Raw genomic sequence first — 16,819 nt, 5'->3', positions numbered from 1 at the left:
CGGTAGAGACGCTCCCAGATGTGCGGCTGATCGGTGACGGGGATGCCCATGCCGGTGTCGCGAATGGCAACAGTGACGGTGTTCTCAGCCGCGCGGCAGGCCAGATGCACCTTGCCCCCTTCGGGCGTGTACTTGAGGGCGTTGTCGAGGAGGTTGGCGAAGGCCTGGCTCATCCGCGTGGGGTCCACGGAGGCCCGACAGTCGGGAGCGAAGTCGGTCGTGATGGTGATGTGCTTTTCCTCGCTGATGAGGTCGTACATCTCGATCACCTTCTGCAGCAGCGCGGGGATGGACGTCAGTTCGCGGTGCAGTTTCATCATGCCGGCCTCGGCTTCGCTGATGTCCATGAGCGCCTTGAGCATGGTGAGCACGCGGTCGGATTCTTCGACGCAATCGGCCAGCGCCTCGCGCGCGACGGGGTCGGGCGTGGTCTGCACGGCGGCCTCGGCGGTGCCGCGCAGGCGGGTCAGCGGTGTGCGCAGGTCATGCGCCACATTGTCCAGCGCATGACGCATGCCTTGAATGAGCGATTGGTTCTTGTCGAGCAGGCGATTGAACTCGGTAGCCAGTTCCTCCAGCTCGGCCTGACTGGCGTAAGCGGTCACGCGGGCGGAGAAGTCGCCGGTGTCTGAAATGGTGCGCGCCGTGGCCACGACCTCCCGCACTGGCTGAGTGGCACGATGCGCAAAGTAGGCTCCGCCAAGTACAGCGAGCAGCAGCGTGGGCGTCATCACCAGCAGGAAGTTGCGGCGGAAGGGCTGCAGCACCGTCTCGCGGCTGTTGGTGCTGCGGCCCACCTGCAGGATGGAGCCGTCATACAAACGAGCGGTGGCGACGGTGAGATCCCGCTCGTCATCTTTCGGAATGCGCAGCCAGTCGGCACGCTCGGTTTCGTTCTGCGTTTGCAATGAGGCCGCATCCGCCTGCAGCCAGTCGTTGGGCACATTCACAAACAGCACACTGCCGAGATTACCCGTGACACGGACAAAGAAGGACTTCGATTTGCTCTCATCCGTGCTGTTGAGCTTCACCAGATTGCGCAGCGCAGACAGGCCGCCGCTGGAATACACCGCGGCACATTCCTTCAGCCGCGCGTCGATGACCTCGCGGTCCTTGCGCTCCAAAGCAGAGGCAAGCAGCACGTAGAGCAGCCCAAAGAGCACGACCGCGCTGAGCGTGAAAATCACCGCATAGCCGAGCGTCAGCCGCACGGCGAAGCTGCGCCCCCAGTGCTTAAACAGGTTTGAGGACATAGCCGACTCCGCGAATGGTTTGAATGAGCTTCACCTCGAAGTCCTTGTCCAGCTTGGCGCGCAGGCGGTGCACCAGCACGTCCACCACATTGGTCTGCGGATCGAAGCTGTAGTCCCACACATGCTCCAGGATCATCGTCTTCGTAACGACGCGTCCCGGCGTGCGCATCAGCAGCTCCAGCAGGGCAAACTCCCGGCTTTGCAGTTCGATGCTGCGGCCTTCACGCCTCACTTCACGCGACAGCAAATCAAGCGTGACCCCCGCAGCGCTGAGCGTCGTCGGCTCGACCACATGCGTGGCGCGGCGGATGAGCGCCTGCACGCGGGCCAGCAGCTCGGAAAAGGCGAAGGGCTTTGTCAGGTAGTCATCACCACCGGCCTGCAGGCCCTTCACGCGATCATCCACCGTGGCCTTGGCACTGAGGATGACCACCGGCGTATTGACCTTCTCTTTGCGCAACTGCCGCAGCAGCGAGAGGCCATCGAGCTTGGGCAGCATCAGGTCCAGCACGATGCAGTCGTAGGTCACGGTGCAGGCCAGATCCAGCCCCTGCTCGCCATCGGCGGCAGCATCCACCCCGAAGCCGTTTTGCTTCAGTCCGTTCACGATGAACGAGGCGATCTTGCTGTCATCTTCGATCACTAAAATGCGCATGGCTGGCGGGGGAGTGCTTATGATTGATTAGCTGTGATGGGTGGGGTTGTCCACTGATGCGGCGCAGGCCGTACTTACTTCAACAATCAACAATCCTTGTTCGACAATCGTCAATCACGCACGCCCAACACGCCATCACCCGGAAGATTGACGATTGTCGAGCAATCGATTTTTGATTGCTGAGGTTCAGTTCTGCGCAGCATGCTACGCTGCAAATCCACGCATGTTTATTCGGAAAAAAAACCCGCCCCAGCACTTGCGCACCAGGGCGGGCTTCCTCGATTCCACACACATCAGCCGGCCTTGCTTTCATCCACGACGATGAAGCGGGTGCCTGCACGGCTCCAGACCTTCACCAGCGTGACTTTGGTCGCAGGCTTTTCGCACAGGGCGGTGGCCTGCTCGGCGTTCTTCACGGGCTGGCGATTGATCTCCAGGATCACATCGCCCTGACGGAGGCCCGCATCATAGGCCACGGAATCTTCCTCCACAGAGGCCACCACGGCGCCTTTGATGTGGGAGGGCACCTTGAGCTGCTCACGCGTGGCCTGGTCGAGGTCAGCGACACCGACACCATGCAGGGCGTCATCCTCATTGCCTGCGGCAGGAGTGGCGTCCGCCAGCTTGTCGCCGGGCAGTTCCTTGACGGTCACGGTGAGAGTCACGGTCTTGCCATCGCGCAGCACATTCATGGGCACTGCGGCACCGGGGGTGGTGGAGCCCACCTGCAGTTTCAGATGACGGCTGTCGGTGACGGGCTTGCCATTGAAGTCGGTGATCACGTCGCCGCTCTTCACACCGGCTTTTTCGGCAGGGCTGTCAGGCGAGACGCCGGACACCAGCGCACCTTTGGCAGCGTCCAGCTTGAACTGCTGCGCCAGCTGCGGAGTCAGGTCCTGGATGTTCACGCCCAGGAATCCACGCTCCACGCGGCCTGTGTTGACGAGGCTTTCCATCACCCAGCGGGCCAGGTTGGTAGGCACTGCAAAGCCGACGCCTTGGTTGCCACCGCTGCGGCTCAGGATGGCCGTGTTCATGCCGATCAGGCGGCCTTCCACGTCCACCAGCGCACCACCGGAGTTGCCGGGATTGATCGCTGCATCCGTCTGGATGAAGTCCTCATAGTCGAGGCCCAGAGTGGCGCGGCCTTTGGCACTGACGATGCCGCTGGTCACCGTCTGGCCGATGCCAAACGGATGCCCCACGGCCAGCACCATGTCACCGACTTCGATCTTGTCGCTGTCGGCAAAAGCCATGGCGGGCAGGTCTTGGGCCTCCACCTTGACCACAGCCACATCCGTCTTCGGATCGCGGCCGATCACCTTGCCGTTGAACTCGCGTCCGTCGGTCAGGCTGACTTTGATCGTGCTGGCGTTTTCCACCACGTGGTTGTTGGTGAGGATGTAGCCGTCCTTGGTCACGATGATGCCGGAGCCCACACCCTGTTCTTTGGGCATGTGCCGCTGCTGCGGACCGCGCTGCTGCTGGAATTCCTCAGGCATCTGGAAGCCCGGGCCGAAGAAACGGCGCAGGTCGAAGCCTTCGGGCATTTGCATCGGGCTGACCTTGGCCTCGCTCGAGACCGAGATCTTCACCACGCTGGGTGCCACGGCTTTCACAATGGGCGCAAAGCTCGGGAAGCCCCGGGCTGCGGTGGACAGCGGCGCATCGCTGACCTGAATGCGAAGCGGCTCCGCCTTGGTGCCCGCCGCATCTTTCGCAGACGTGAAGGCCACCAGCGAAGCGCTCAGGACGCACACGGAGCCGAGCACCGCCGTGCGCTTCCAGATCGACGGGTGGGAGGATGAAGTTTTCATACGAGTATCAATGGGGTTCATGGATTTGTGTTAGGTGGATCGATTTCCACCGCCATGAAAGCACCCCACGCATGCCCTTTGTGTTACTGGAGCATTACAAGCGTGTAAGGTTTGGGGTGTTTGCTGAGACAGCCCGCGCATCCCGGAGGTCCTGCCACCAAGCGTTCGGTAGAAAACAAAAATCAAAAAAATTCAAGCTCAATGCCGTTCTCGCCACTCGCATTACCCTCACCACGTCGAGCGTTCGCTTGCAATTTTAGCCGGCTCACTTGCCTTTCTTAGTAGCCTTCTCCGCCATCAGTTTCTCAATCGCGGCCCGCACATCGGCTTCCCACTCGAATGGCAAGTCCTTCGCCGGATCATAAGTTTGCACCGCCGGCACGGGAATGTTCATCTTTTGGAGCATCGCGGTGGTCTTGGTTAGTTCGTAGCGGTTCACATATGGCTCGCCATCTGCCCAGGCACAGCGGTAGGCGGACAAGGCGTGATGCTTCGACTGGTCGGGTTCACCGAGTGCCTGCCAGAACTGGGCGAGCAGACGATGCGCAGGATCGCGGAGTTGGACCAGGCGCAGGGCTTCGCTGTGGGCCTCCTCACTGGTGAATTGGCCAAGGTGATGCTTGGCTAGAGCAAGGCCGGTCTCGGACTCAACATCCACAAGGCAGACCTCACGGGCCATTGCCACGGCCTGAGTGAAGCTGGCAGCGGCCAGTGCCCACTCTCCCTGCTCCAAACGCCAAGACCCGCGTAAACCATGGAGGCCACGAAGGGTTGTGCGATTGCCATCATTCTCCGCGAGGACGGCCGCTGCAATAAGATGTTCCTCTTTCAAGTTGCCCTGCCAGAACTGAAATTGCGCGAAATAATGCTCGGCGCGCCCCTGCCGATAAACGGCCCGCCCCCAGTTGCGCCCCATAGTATCTAGTAGCTGCCAAGTAGCCGCCGCCTCATTCAATCCAGCGGACGACTGGTCTGCAAAGAGATCTAGCCGGCTTCTAAAGATGGACTGATCATCTTCGCGAACAGTAGCAAGCTGGAGGGCTAAGGCGTCAACACGAAGAGCATTGGCCACTCGGTTCTGAGCTGACAGATTGCGGGAAATATTGCGAAGTCGGATGTTTGCCTCATGCCAGTTGTCGGTCCTCAAGTCCATGAGTAGAGCAGTTCCAAAGGTGTTCAGTGCCTTTTGATGTTCTCCGCAGTAGTGTAAGGCAGCTCCGGCGCCATTCGCGAGGTATGAAGCATCTGCTGCAGAGACATCCTTTGGGAGTTCTGCCCAGCCAGCAGGGAAGAAAGGTCGCAACAACGAGAGGATTTCCACATGGGCTTCCAGATTGAAGACGAGCGCACGCGCCAAATCTCCTCGGAAGGCATCCGCTGCCTGCTGGTAGTGGCCGAGCTTGAGCAGGGTGCGGATTACTTGGAGCCCATTCTCCACGTCCTCCATTGTGCTAGCTTGCTCGTAGGGGTCGTGCGGCTGCGCGGCATAATGATCTACCACTCGCTGGCCGAAGCTTTCCTTGTCCGTGTCTTTCATGCCCCCTGCAGCGACACCGCGCACCACAGTATGCAGATCATACCGGCGCTCGTGCGGATCGTACTGCAGCAGACCACGCTGCTCCAGGTCGGTGATTGTATCTCTCAGCTTCTTTGCATTCGCCGGCACATGGGGATTGAAGGCCGCGACGGTCTCGTAGTCGACAGCGCTGCTGAGCAGGGCAAGGGTGGAGAGAAGTTGGCGACTCGCAGGCTCGAGGGCATCCATCGCAGCCCACAGGATGTGATTGCGGCTCTGGATGAGGTCAAGGCTGGCGAGGTTCAGCTTGGCCCCGTATTCGGGGTCGGCGGCCCAGGCATCGAAGTCGCTCCGGTGAGGGCCTGGGGAGTTGATGAGGCCAGCAAGGACCCCAATGACGAGCGGATGATTCCCGCAGTAGTTCGTAAGATAGTAGCGGATGTCGGAGGAAGCACCTACAACACCGCAGGAGCGCAAGAGTGCCTCGGCATCCGCCTCGTCTAGTCCCGGCAGTACCAACGGCTTCACGCCGGGCAGCGGGATGCCTGCCTGGTTCAACAGCACGCGGGGGATGAGCCGGGAGCTGATGAGTATCTTCGACGGTGTAGATGCAGCGAGGGTGCGGAGGAGGTCTGTGTCCTCATCGCGGATGGCATCGCAGGGGTCGCGGTTGAGGATTTTGTCGGTGGGACGGTTGACTTCCTCGTCGCGGACTTCGGCGGCATCAATGCGGTGATAGGCCACGAGCACGCGCTCCAGGCCATCCATGATCAGCAGCCAGGGCCGCGCATGAAGCTGGGCGAGCAGCGCGGTGCGCAGGTCCGCCATGGGCTTCTTCTCCAGGCTCTCCATCGGCTGCTGCGTCATGTAATGCAGCGCATGCAGGCAGAAGTCCCGCATGATGGCCCCCTTCTCATAAAACGAATACCAGAAGCACCCGGCCCAGGGCTCATGGCCTGCGCGGGCCGCCTCCGCATGTTTGGTGGTCCACTCCCAGGTCAACATGCTCTTGCCATTGCCGCCGATGGCCTCGAACAGCAGGATGCTGGTGGTGTCCGCAGGCTTGGCCCAATCCGTGAGCACCTGGAGCTGCGCCGTGCGACCCACGAAGGTGTGGCGACTGATGTAGTCAGGCTTGGCGTAGAATGCGGGGGGATGCGGGATGATCGGCGAACCAGCGAATGGCGTAGGTGGCGAAGTCGGAGCGGGGATAATCGGAGCAGGTGCAGGCAGCAATGAGCGAAGAAAGGCCGGAAGCGCGCTGTGGTTATCCCCATACGCAACGGCGACGATGTTCAGATTGAGGTCGTCGAAGTGCTTCTGGAAGGAAGCTTGGTCTTTCTTGTGGACGAGGCAGAAATCCCAATGGCTTACATCCCTCGCCCGTTGACCATGACGTTCAAGAAGCAGGCCAAAATCCGGGTCATTCAGACCACTTACACCACAACCGACATACACCCAGGTGGTGGTCCGCCAAAAAGCCGCGAGGTCGTCACGATATTCCTCATGCCGCGCAATCTGGTCGTAAGAACGGCCGTCGAGGATGACCGTGTCGGGGCGTTTCCAATACCCGTGAAGGTAGATGATCTTGTTGAGTTCGCGGTTCCGCTGTGCACCGATAATCTCGTCCCCATCCATCCAGGTGACAGGCCGCAGCGAAGCGGAGTGGTCGATTAGAACGTCGTCGTAATTCGTGGTTGCAAGAAGATTGTCCGCCTCCCGCAGGACGTGAAGAGCATCAATGACATCGCGGTCCATGGGGCAAATTTGGCCGATGGTATCCTCCAGCCACTTCTTGAAGATGCCTGATGAGGCCCCTCCTAGAGCCGTCGTCACCGTCGAGGCAGCGGAGATGAGATTCTGTGTCGTGGGGTCTTCACTGATCAGATTGAGATAGAGTGTCGCCTTGCTTTTCGTGAGCTGCCCCATGTGCTCTGCAGTCTCTAATCCATGCTTCAACAGCCCCACCCACGAAGCCTGCGGATGGGAAGATTTCTTGGAGATGTCGTAAGTCGCCGACATTGACACCCCTGTGCCTGCGACGAAGACGATATTGCCTTTCTGAATCGCATCGCGGAGGGCGGCATCGGGATTGGAGGGCGGATGTATCATATAAAGTTAGAGGAAACCCACGACCCGAGGTATCTGAAGAGTGCGCGAGTAATTGTCGCACATAGAGTTACATAATTCGCTAGTATAACCATCCAAATAGAAGGCTCTCCATCAAAGAGGAGTGAGGAGACAATGGCAAGGAATTGCTCACCGACTAAGTTGGCAGGCTGGCTGCCTTTCTTACGGCTCGTCCGAGCTTGAGCACCGTTTTGCGGCCGATGAATGCCGCCGCCTGCTCACGCCAAAATCTCACTCACCACTCGCGCCTGCGGATTCTCCACCAGCACCTGCTCGGTGCCGTTGCGGCGGTAGCTGAGCTGCTTGGCGTCAAGGCCGAAGAGGTGGAGGAGGGTGGCGTGGTAGTCGTAGTGATTGACGATGTCCTTCACGGCGTGGTGGCCGAAGTCGTCGGTGGCGCCGTGGATGTGGCCGGACTTGAAGCCGCCGCCTGCCACCCACATGCTGAAGCCGTAGGTGTTGTGGTCGCGGCCCACCGTGGTGCGGTCCTTGGAGCCGGAGCGGTTTTGAATGACGGGCAGTCGGCCCATCTCACCGCCCCAGTGGACGATGGTGGTGTCGAGCAAGCCGCGCTGCTTCAAGTCGATGACGAGCGCAGCGGCCCCTTGATCCACATACTGGCAGGCGGCAGGCAGGGCGGTGCGGATGTTTTGATGGTTGTCCCAGGTCTGGTTCCCGGTGAAGAGCGACACGCAGCGCACACCGCGCTCAACGAGACGGCGGGCGATGAGGCAGCGGGTGCCGAACTCGGCGGCGGCGGGATTGTCGAGGCCGTAGAGCTTCTTGGTGGCGGCGCTTTCCTGATCGATGTCGAGCGCTTCCTTGGCCGCTGTCTGCATGCGCGCGGCGAGTTCAAAGCTCTGGATGCGCGCTTCGAGATCGGCCTCGCCGGGGCGGGCTTCGAGGTGCTCCTTGTTCAGACGCTGCACGAAATTCAGATAACGGGCCTGAGCATCGCCCTTGAGGCTGAGGGGCGCATCGAGATTGGGAATGCGCGGCTCCTTGGGACGAATGACGGTGCCCTGATACAGCGAAGGCAGCCAGCCGTTGCTCCAGTTGTCCACGCCGAGCACAGGCAGTCCGCGAGGATCGGTGAGAGCCACGTAGGCGGGCAGGTCCTGATTTTCCGAGCCGAGTCCATACGTGAGCCAGCTCCCCAGTGTGGGCCGGCCACCTGTGACCTGGCCATTGAGCAGGGCGTAGATGGACTGGCCGTGATTGTTCACGCCCGTGTGCATCGAGCGGATGAGCGTGACGTCATCGACGATGTTGGAGAAGTGCGGCAGCAGCTCGCTGACATCCATGCCGCTCTGGCCGTACTTTTTAAACTTCCACGGGCTGCCCATGCACTCGCGACTGGCGCCGGCGGCATCGTCGTACTTCACTTCGCCTGGGAAATCCTTGCCGTCGTACTTGGTGAGTTCGGGCTTGGGATCAAACAGATCCATATGGCTCGGCCCGCCCTGCATGAACATGGAGATCATGGCCTTCGCCTGACCAAAGCCGTGCGGCATTTTGGGCTTCAAATCGAAATGCTTCGGCCCGAGCTGCTCCGGGCTGGCGAGGAGGTTTTGGTCCCTCAGCAGCGTAGCTAAAGCGATACCGCCGATGCCGTAGGCGGAGCGGTGAAGAATGGAGCGGCGTGAGAGCATGACTTACCTACGCAGCGAGAGGGGCGATTCTTTTGAGGACATGCGGGGACAGGTGCTGCGTGAGAAAGAGCGCGAGAGCGTTTTGGAGTGCTCCAGTCCTCTGGAGCTTTTCGCAGGCCGCTGGACGTTCGAAAGCGCCGGAGGACCGGCGCACTCCAGGACGCTGCCGCGAGGTTCGATAGCTCCTACTACTCCTTCACCACACTCCTCACCGTCCCCTGCGCCAGCCGCGTCAGGATCTCATCCCCCGGCTTCACCTCAGCAGCATCCTTGAGCACCTTCCCCGCCGCATTCGTGGCGAAGGAAAATCCACGCGCCAGCACGGCCTGCGGGCCGATGTGTTTGAGCAGTTCCGCACGTGATTGCAGCCGGTCCGCCAGACGGTCCAGCCGATGCTGGAGGCCCTGCTGCAGGCGGCGAGCACTTGTCTCGGCACGGTGCACCGCTTCGGTGAGTTGCACGCGGGGATGATGTGCGGCGAGAATATGCTGCTTCTGCGTGAGGTCATCGGTCCAGGATTGCAACTTCTCGCGCAGCGTTTCACGCAGGCGCGCTTCGTGGTCGTCGATGCTTTGCTCCGCCTGCTGCAGCAAACGGTCCGGCGCATGCAGCAGCGGGCCTTTGGCGGTGAGCTCGATCACGTGCTGATGATGCTCCAGCAGCGTGCCTACGCGGGCTTTCAGGGTGCGGGCGATGCTGTCGAAATGCCGCTGCAATTCGGTGCTGTCCGGCGCGAGGAGTTCCGCCGCCGCGCTGGGCGTGGGCGCACGCAGATCGGCCACGAAGTCGGCGATGGTGAAATCGATTTCATGCCCCACGGCGGAGATGACGGGAATGGGACAGTCGGCGATGGCGCGGGCAAGCACCTCCTCATTGAAGGCCCACAGATCCTCCAAACTGCCGCCGCCACGGCCCACGACGATGGTATCCGGCACCGGCAGGCCGAAGTTTTCGGCATCGCCCAAAACCTTGAGCGCCCGGACGATCTCCAGCTCGGCCCCCTGCCCCTGCACGCGCACAGGAAAGACCATCACGCGCACCCACGGCGCACGCCGGGTGAGGATGTTCAGCATGTCCTGAATGGCCGCGCCCGTCGGTGAAGTGACGAGGGCGACGATGCGCGGAAAGCGCGGGATGGCGCGCTTGCCTTCCGCATCAAACAAGCCCTCAGCATGCAGCTTGCGCTTCAGCGCCTCGAACCGCTCCTGCAGCGAGCCTTTGCCCTTGGCCTGCACTTGCTTGACGACCATTTGGTACTGCCCGCGCGGCTCATACACGCTGATCTCGCCATGCACCTGCATGAGCGCGCCGTCTTGAATGCGGGCGCTGCTGCGTGCAGCGGCACCGCGAAACATCACGCAGCTGAGCTGCGCGCCGGCATCCTTCAGCGTGAAATATTGATGCCCGGAGGATTGCAGGCGGTGGTTGCTGATCTCGCCCTCCACCCACACGCTGCCGATGCGGCTTTGCAGCACGTCGCGGATTTCGCGCGTGAGCTGGGTCACAGAGAGGACATCAGGGTCTTCGGGCATGGGCAGCGTTCATTGACCGAAAAGCGGGCAAAGTCCAGCCGCAGCTCAGAACACCAGGTGCCACAGCCAGCCGACCATCCCTGATGCCACCGACCACCAGCAGCGCGCCACTTCCATGAAACCCAGGCCGGGAGCGGGTGAGGAGGCGAGAAACAGCGCGATCAGCAGGAAGGCATTGATGAGAAAAATCAGCATCATGGAGAAGAACTCGCCATTGCGCTTGAGGTCCCCCTGCTCGGCGATCACCGTTTTGACCGTGTAGGTGGCGTGAAAGCACCACGTCAGCCCGACCAGCGCGTAGAGAAAGCGCATGGGCTTCAGGTGCACCGTCCATTTCAAGAGATGCACGTCATGCGACTGCTGCATGTCCAGCGCCAGCCCCACCAGGCCAAACACCAGCATGATGATCAGCGTGTAAAAAGGGATCAAATAGGGAGCCAGCGTGATCCAGGTGTTGGACTTGTCCGTCTCCACGTAGCCGCCCTCGGCGCTGACCTTCCAGTCAAAGATGCGCCCGCCAAACATCCGTGCCGTCATGAGGTGGCTGAGTTCATGGCCAAAGACATACGCCGTCACCGGCCGCACCCCGGCCAGATAGGCCACGGCCCAGACGATGCCGCCAAAAGTGAAAAAGATGAACTCCTCGGACTTCAGGAAGTCCATGCGGGAGACCGCGCGCCAGAGCATCATGATCAGCGTAATGGCCGTCACCAGGCAGGCCGGAGCGAGCACGGCACCGCCAATCCAGCGCTTCAAAAGCAGCAGGTAGCGATCCCGCTGCACATCGCGCCGGTTGTTGATCCCGGCGGGGCGATTGCGGGTCTCATGGAGATGTCTGCGCAGGTTCGCGGTGGACATGGGAATGATGAGTTGCTTAACATTTGTTAAACATCTTCACAATTTAAATGTGAATATGTGAATAATAATGTGCCGTTCTTTTCACAATTTCCAATAAACGACAGCAGCGATTAGAACGAAAAAACCGATCCCAATCGCCGCCCATGAGTCCGGATCGGGCTTGTAAAAGCCAAAGCTGAACAGCCGGACAGTCCAAGATCCGAGATCGCCCAGGCGTGCCCCCAAAAAGCTCTCCGTGAAGCGGGTCACTTGCGGAAAATGAAGTACACCGCCCCGCACATGCAGAGGGCCGCCCAGAGGTAATCCCACTTGAGGGACTCCTTCATGTAAAACACCACAAAGGGTACAAATACCATCAGCGTGATCACCTCCTGCATGATCTTGAGCTGCGGCAGGCTCAGCGCCGTGCTGCCGATGCGATTCGCAGGCACCTGGAGCATGTATTCAAAAAATGCGATTCCCCAGCTGATGAAGGCGGCGATGAACCAGGGCTTGGCCTTCAAATCCCGCAGATGCGCATACCAGGCAAAAGTCATGAAAATATTCGACCCCACCAGGAGTCCCACCGCTTTGATCACAGGCCAGTTCATGCGTGCATGAGAGCATAGGAATGACGGTTGCCAAGCGCGGGAGGTTAGGCCTCCGGCCTGACTACGGCCTGGGGCGTCTCGCCTCAGTTCTGATCTGAATCAAAGGCGGGACGCCTCGATCCATTGACAGGCCAGAGGCCTATCCTCCATCCATGCGATCACGCCCCGCCCGCCAGCGCCGAACCACGCACGAGCAGATCCAGGAAGCGCTCTTCAAAGGCCTCATCACTCGTCACCTGCATGAAGTCCACACTGTGGCTGGCGCACTCACTGGCGAGGTTGCCCACGAAGGCGTCAAAAGTTTCCACATAGCGCTGCACATCGCGCTTGGTCAGCCAGAAGCGGCGGCGCTCGCCGGTTTCCACCTCGGTCAGCTCCAGTTCGCCCTCGATCTCCGGCTGCCTCTCATCGGGGTGCACGATCTGCAGAAAGTGATTTTCCCCCGGCCATGCCGCCACGCGGGCCACGGCCTCCGTGGCGCTGCCGATTTCGCGGCCAAAGAAGTCGCTGATGATGAAGATGATGCCGTAGCGCTGCTTGCTGGGGCGGAATTCCTCAAAGCAGCGTTTCATGTCGGTAAGGCCATCAAATTTCAGCTTCAGCACCGCCTGAATCACTTTTTCAATGTTCCCCTGCCCGCGCAGAGGTGGCAGTTCCTGATGCACACCGCTGCTCATTGAATACAAGCTCACGCGCTGCTGAGCACTCAGTGCCAGATAGGCCAGCGCCACCGCGAAGCGCAGCGCCTGCCGCCGCTTCTCCGGAAACGGCTGCGCCATGGAGGTGCTGGTGTCCAGCATGATGTGCAGGTTCAGCTCCTGCGTTTCTTCGTAGAGACGCACAAAGAGCTTATCAAGCCTTGCATACAAACGCCAGTCGATGGCCCTGTAGTCCTCACGCGGCGTGTAGTGGCGGTAGTCCTTGAACTCCCGCGTGAAGCCCGTGGCGGAGGTCGATTGCGAACCCCGCCGCATCAACTGCCGCCGCTTGCGCAGGCGCAGCGCCAGCACCCTCAGCCGGTCCAGAAAGGAGGCATCAAACAAGTCTTCGCGGTCGAGGGTGTCGGGCATTCGAGGGATCAGATCGGGCAATCTTAACGAGAAGTGTGCTCCACGCTCGCGATTGCTGCAAAGATACTCAACGGAATCAACAGAACAAAAATACGCAGCAACCACAGCAGAATGTCATCATGATGATAATGGAAAAATTGTAGCGGAAGATTCTGAAGCGCCTCCGCGCAACACCTCATCCTCGATCTGCTGGATGCTCATGCCTTCCGTCCCAGACATCGGGCGTCCTTTGTCGAGCAATGGCTGGCTGAGGTAGTGATTGCTGTCTGCTTGAGTCCAGTCATTGGCCGTCGCGGGCGCTGATGAGAAGGTGTTCATGAGAAATAAAGCAGCAATCTTGAAGCAGATTTTTTCAGGCATGACAAGAATATCCCTTGCACTGTCTAAGATTATTTTTGAAAGCAGACACCCGCATGAAAATCCGCTCTCTGCACCGCCCGGCGGGCTTCACCAGCCTGAGCTTCCTCGGTTACATGGCCATCCTGGCCCTGCTCATCATCGGCGGCCAGGGTGTCTATGTCGCCCTGAAGAATCCCGAACCGCTGGAGATCACGGTGGCCGACTACCTTGCCAAGAAGCCCAATGCCGAATGGATGACGCTGAAGGACGCGCAGATAAGTCTGGTGGAGGCGGCCTACAAGGCACGGCTGGGAAGAGTCGCTGAAGTTTTTATTCCCATACGGCCCATCGGAGAATCCAGGGATGCACCGGTCCACATCCTCCTGTCCACGGAGGATCAAGCCGTCGCGTCCGCCTTGAAGGCCCTGAGCAAGTCGGCGGCCCCGATAAAGAAGAAAGTCGATGTCGCTTCACAGCAGGCGGACAAACTGTTCATGCGGCAGGACATCACCGGCCTGACCCGCTACGGCATCCTCTACGACCTTTTCATGCGGGCCCGACTGGCCAGGCTGAACATGAATCTGGCCGAAGATTTTGTGATTTTGAATGACGGTGAGGCCCCCAATTTCACGGTGAATGCCTGCATGGTGGGCGCAGGTCTGCTGATCTGGTTTGTCATGCTGTGCAGCGCGATGAGTGACGCCCTCTGGCGCTGGCGCAGGCGGCGGGCGTTCTACCGCCAACAAAGATCGCAACAGTGACAACCCCGCCTTCCTCACGCTGCCTGCTGAGCCGGTGTCTTCACCTGATCGAGCAGCTTGGTGATGATGTCGTCCACCTTCACCTGACCGGCTTCGCCTTCGAAGTTCAGGATGATGCGGTGGCGCAGTGAGACGTGGGCGATGGCACGGATGTCGTCAGTGGAGACCGCGGTGGCACCTTGGATGGCGGCCCAGACGCGGGCTCCACGAATAAGGGCCTGCAGACCACGCGGACTGGCTCCGTAGGAGACGTAGCGCTTCACTTCAGGCAGCGCATCCGGCTGCTCAGGATGGCTGCTCAAAATGAGCCGCGATGCGTAATGAGCCACAGGATCGGCCACGGGAATCTTGGAGAGCATCTGCTGCAGTTCGATGAGCTTCGGCCCGTCGGTCATCGTCGCCAGCTTCGGCTCGGTGAAGCCGGTGGTGCGGCGGGAGATTTCGACGAGCGAATCGAGGTCTGGAAACGGCACCTTGATCTTGAACATGAAGCGGTCGAGCTGCGCTTCGGGCAGCGGGTAGGTGCCTTCCATTTCCATGGGATTCTGCGTGGCCAGCACGAGGAAGGGTTCCGGCACCAGATGGCGTTCGCCGCCAGTGGTCACGCAGCGCTCCTGCATCACCTCCAGCAGCGCGGCCTGGGTCTTGGGTGTGGCGCGATTGATTTCATCCACCAGCAGCAGGTTCTTGAACACCGGGCCTTTTTCATAGCGCAGCGTGCGGCGGCCCTTCTCGTCTTCACCGACGATGTGAGTGCCGAGAATGTCCGCCGGCATCAGGTCGGGCGTGCACTGCACACGTCCGGGCTCCAAGCCGACCACCTGCGAGAGCGTGCGCACAAGGTAGGTCTTGCCGAGACCCGGAACGCCTTCCAGCAGCACATGCCCACCGGAGAAGATGGCGACCAGCACATCGCTGAGGAGTTCATCGTAGCCGACGATGGCTTTTTGCATCTCGGCCTTGAGGCTGGTGAACAGGGTGCGGAAGTCTGCGTGGTCAGGCATGGGTCGATTCTCGCCAGCGGCCCGGATTGCGCAAGGCTCGTTGTCACCTTCACGGCGTTTTCACTTTTTGGGACCGGCAGGCCTGGGAGCCTTGGGGAGTGGTGGTGCTTGCAGCGGCCCTGGTGTGCGCAAGGGCGTTGACGCCACTGGCTTTTGATAAATGCCGACTGGCTGCTCCGTCACAGGCGGCAGTCCCAAGGCCTCCCGCAGGAATTTGAGCGAGCGAGGCTGCGATTTTTCATTGGCAGCCAGCAGTGTCCTGACCTCGTCAGCAATCGATTCCACTTCTGCCGGCTGTGACTTGCGTAGCAGGCTCAGCAGCACCAATCCCAGCAGCGCGTTGTCCCGCTCCAGTTGCAGAATTTTCTCGTTCGCATCCTTCAGAATCTGGGCATGCCGCACCGAGGTTGATCTGGCGCTTAGCCTGGCGCTCTCGGCCTCATACATGGCCTTGTCGATGCGTGAGTCTTGAAACAAGTCCGCGACATCACCAAAAAATAGACTGCTGAGTTTCATGACCACAGAGCATTGAGACTGGTGGCCAGTTGTCGATTACAAAGTGACCAGCCGGATTCTCTCCAGCCAAGTCTTGCGGTGCAAGGGTGGTTCGCGCGATGGGTGAAAAGATTGGCGTGCAGCCATGTCGGCCGATTCAGACAGGATTAACAAGATGAACAGAATGAGACAGGATTCAGGCGCTGTGATTCGAGATCGCGTCCTCAAAGCCGTGTCGTTTAGCCGATGCAGCGGATTGGGTTAATCCTGAAATTCTGAAATCCCGTTAATCCTGTCCAAAATTCGACCAAGTCCCCCCAATGCTGCCGCACCGGGCCTTGGATGCTTTTCGGCATCAATCCATCTGCACCAAAATCTCGCGCGGCTTGGCACCTTCACCAGGGCCGATGATGCCGCGGTCTTCGAGGATGTCGATCATGCGGGCGGCTTTGCCATAGCCGAGGCGGAGACGGCGCTGCAGCAGGCTGGTGCTGGCTTTCTTTTCCTGACGGATGACTTCCAGGCACTTCTCCAGGCATTCCTGCTCGTCGGAGCTGACGCCATCTTCACCCATGTCATCTTCGTCGCCAAACTCACCGCTTTCGTCATCGACTTTGACATCGAAGACCGGCTTGCCCTGCGCGACGCAATGCTGCACCAGCGCGTGAATTTCATCATCCGTGACGAGCGCGCCCTGGCTGCGGATCGGCTGCGCACCGCCGGGCGGCACGTAAAGCATGTCCCCTTTGCCCACGAGATTTTCCGCGCCTTTGCGGTCGAGAATGACGCGGCTGTCCAGAGCCGAGGACACCTGGAACGCAATACGCGTCGGGATGTTCGCCTTGATAACGCCGGTGATGACGTCCGCACGCGGTGTCTGTGTGGCGACGATAAGGTGAATGCCGGCGGCACGTGCCATCTGGGTAATGCGGGCGATCGCCACTTCGATGTCCGCAGGCGCGGTCTGCATCAAATCTGCCAGCTCATCCACGATGACGACGATGTAGGGCATCGTGTCAGGAATGATGACCTCCTGCTTACGCGGCGGTGGCGCCTGGGAATCACCCAGCCAGGTGCCGCTGGCATCGCGCAATTCGTTGTTCTCGTTGTCTCCGTCCACGGTACCGACTTCAGCGGTCTTCGGTGC

The 16,819-nt window shown here is 60.2% G+C and carries 14 protein-coding genes; 1 reads left to right on the top strand and 13 read right to left on the bottom strand.

Going from position 1 to position 16,819, the window contains the following annotated elements:
* The 10 genes from WAW39_RS03240 to WAW39_RS03195 form a co-directional block, all read right to left on the bottom strand.
* A partial coding sequence (locus WAW39_RS03240; protein WP_422315718.1) for an ATP-binding protein occupies positions 1-1,253 on the bottom strand: 1,253 nt, incomplete at its 3' end.
* Entirely contained in the window at positions 1,234-1,908 is a 675-nt protein-coding gene (locus WAW39_RS03235; RefSeq protein WP_422315716.1) for a response regulator transcription factor, read from the bottom strand. The genes WAW39_RS03240 and WAW39_RS03235, both read right to left, overlap by 20 nt.
* Positions 1,909-2,201: 293 nt before the next feature.
* Positions 2,202-3,725 (bottom strand): DegQ family serine endoprotease, encoded by a 1,524-nt coding sequence (locus WAW39_RS03230; RefSeq protein ID WP_422315714.1) that lies wholly within the window; start codon positions 3,723-3,725, stop codon positions 2,202-2,204.
* Between the two features lie 265 nt (positions 3,726-3,990).
* Positions 3,991-7,353, bottom strand: coding sequence for an SIR2 family protein (locus WAW39_RS03225; RefSeq protein ID WP_422315712.1), 3,363 nt, complete (start codon positions 7,351-7,353; stop codon positions 3,991-3,993).
* A gap of 236 nt (positions 7,354-7,589) precedes the next feature.
* Entirely contained in the window at positions 7,590-9,023 is a 1,434-nt protein-coding gene (locus WAW39_RS03220) for a DUF1501 domain-containing protein (RefSeq protein WP_422315711.1), read from the bottom strand.
* 188 nt (positions 9,024-9,211) lie between these two features.
* Entirely contained in the window at positions 9,212-10,555 is a 1,344-nt protein-coding gene (xseA, locus tag WAW39_RS03215; protein WP_422315710.1) for an exodeoxyribonuclease VII large subunit, read from the bottom strand.
* A gap of 45 nt (positions 10,556-10,600) precedes the next feature.
* On the bottom strand, positions 10,601-11,413 hold the full coding sequence (locus tag WAW39_RS03210; protein ID WP_422315708.1) for a hypothetical protein: 813 nt from the start codon (positions 11,411-11,413) through the stop codon (positions 10,601-10,603).
* Positions 11,414-11,658: 245 nt separating this feature from the next.
* Positions 11,659-12,003 carry a DMT family protein gene (locus WAW39_RS03205; protein WP_422315707.1) on the bottom strand — a complete coding sequence of 115 codons (345 nt, stop codon included), beginning with the start codon at positions 12,001-12,003 and terminating at the stop codon, positions 11,659-11,661.
* A gap of 158 nt (positions 12,004-12,161) precedes the next feature.
* Positions 12,162-13,073 carry a DUF58 domain-containing protein gene (locus tag WAW39_RS03200; RefSeq protein ID WP_422315705.1) on the bottom strand — a complete coding sequence of 304 codons (912 nt, stop codon included), beginning with the start codon at positions 13,071-13,073 and terminating at the stop codon, positions 12,162-12,164.
* 117 nt (positions 13,074-13,190) lie between these two features.
* Positions 13,191-13,433 carry a hypothetical protein gene (locus WAW39_RS03195; protein WP_422315703.1) on the bottom strand — a complete coding sequence of 81 codons (243 nt, stop codon included), beginning with the start codon at positions 13,431-13,433 and terminating at the stop codon, positions 13,191-13,193.
* A 53-nt stretch (positions 13,434-13,486) separates the two neighbouring features.
* On the opposite strand from WAW39_RS03195, the gene WAW39_RS03190 reads away from it, so the two are divergent.
* Positions 13,487-14,173 (top strand): hypothetical protein, encoded by a 687-nt coding sequence (locus WAW39_RS03190; RefSeq protein WP_422315701.1) that lies wholly within the window; start codon positions 13,487-13,489, stop codon positions 14,171-14,173.
* Positions 14,174-14,187: 14 nt separating this feature from the next.
* Here WAW39_RS03190 and WAW39_RS03185 read toward each other — a convergent pair whose 3' ends face one another.
* From WAW39_RS03185 to WAW39_RS03175, 3 genes are all read right to left on the bottom strand, one after another.
* Positions 14,188-15,177 (bottom strand): AAA family ATPase, encoded by a 990-nt coding sequence (locus WAW39_RS03185; RefSeq protein WP_422315699.1) that lies wholly within the window; start codon positions 15,175-15,177, stop codon positions 14,188-14,190.
* Positions 15,178-15,237: 60 nt separating this feature from the next.
* Positions 15,238-15,693 carry a hypothetical protein gene (locus WAW39_RS03180; protein ID WP_422315697.1) on the bottom strand — a complete coding sequence of 152 codons (456 nt, stop codon included), beginning with the start codon at positions 15,691-15,693 and terminating at the stop codon, positions 15,238-15,240.
* A 334-nt stretch (positions 15,694-16,027) separates the two neighbouring features.
* Positions 16,028-16,819, bottom strand: a 792-nt coding sequence (locus tag WAW39_RS03175) for a DNA translocase FtsK (protein WP_422315695.1), incomplete at its 5' end; no start/stop codon positions are given.

Origin of the sequence: Prosthecobacter sp., from assembly GCF_049294395.1 — a bacterium.
In the GTDB taxonomy this organism is placed as follows: Bacteria; Verrucomicrobiota; Verrucomicrobiia; order Verrucomicrobiales; family Verrucomicrobiaceae; genus Prosthecobacter.
This window is presented reverse-complemented; position numbering and strand designations above follow the sequence as displayed.

Excerpts from the sequence above, each read along its gene's own strand:
- WAW39_RS03220 (WP_422315711.1), bottom strand. The coding sequence starts at position 9,023 with ATGCTCTCACGCCGCTCCATTCTTCACCGCTCCGCCTACGGCATCGGC.
- WAW39_RS03185 (WP_422315699.1), bottom strand. The coding sequence starts at position 15,177 with ATGCCTGACCACGCAGACTTCCGCACCCTGTTCACCAGCCTCAAGGCC.
- WAW39_RS03225 (WP_422315712.1), bottom strand. The coding sequence starts at position 7,353 with ATGATACATCCGCCCTCCAATCCCGATGCCGCCCTCCGCGATGCGATT.
- WAW39_RS03180 (WP_422315697.1), bottom strand. The coding sequence starts at position 15,693 with ATGAAACTCAGCAGTCTATTTTTTGGTGATGTCGCGGACTTGTTTCAA.
- WAW39_RS03195 (WP_422315703.1), bottom strand. The coding sequence starts at position 13,433 with ATGCCTGAAAAAATCTGCTTCAAGATTGCTGCTTTATTTCTCATGAAC.
- WAW39_RS03235 (WP_422315716.1), bottom strand. The coding sequence starts at position 1,908 with ATGCGCATTTTAGTGATCGAAGATGACAGCAAGATCGCCTCGTTCATC.
- WAW39_RS03210 (WP_422315708.1), bottom strand. The coding sequence starts at position 11,413 with ATGTCCACCGCGAACCTGCGCAGACATCTCCATGAGACCCGCAATCGC.
- WAW39_RS03230 (WP_422315714.1), bottom strand. The coding sequence starts at position 3,725 with ATGAAAACTTCATCCTCCCACCCGTCGATCTGGAAGCGCACGGCGGTG.
- WAW39_RS03205 (WP_422315707.1), bottom strand. The coding sequence starts at position 12,003 with ATGAACTGGCCTGTGATCAAAGCGGTGGGACTCCTGGTGGGGTCGAAT.
- WAW39_RS03200 (WP_422315705.1), bottom strand. The coding sequence starts at position 13,073 with ATGCCCGACACCCTCGACCGCGAAGACTTGTTTGATGCCTCCTTTCTG.
- WAW39_RS03190 (WP_422315701.1), top strand. The coding sequence starts at position 13,487 with ATGAAAATCCGCTCTCTGCACCGCCCGGCGGGCTTCACCAGCCTGAGC.
- xseA (WP_422315710.1), bottom strand. The coding sequence starts at position 10,555 with ATGCCCGAAGACCCTGATGTCCTCTCTGTGACCCAGCTCACGCGCGAA.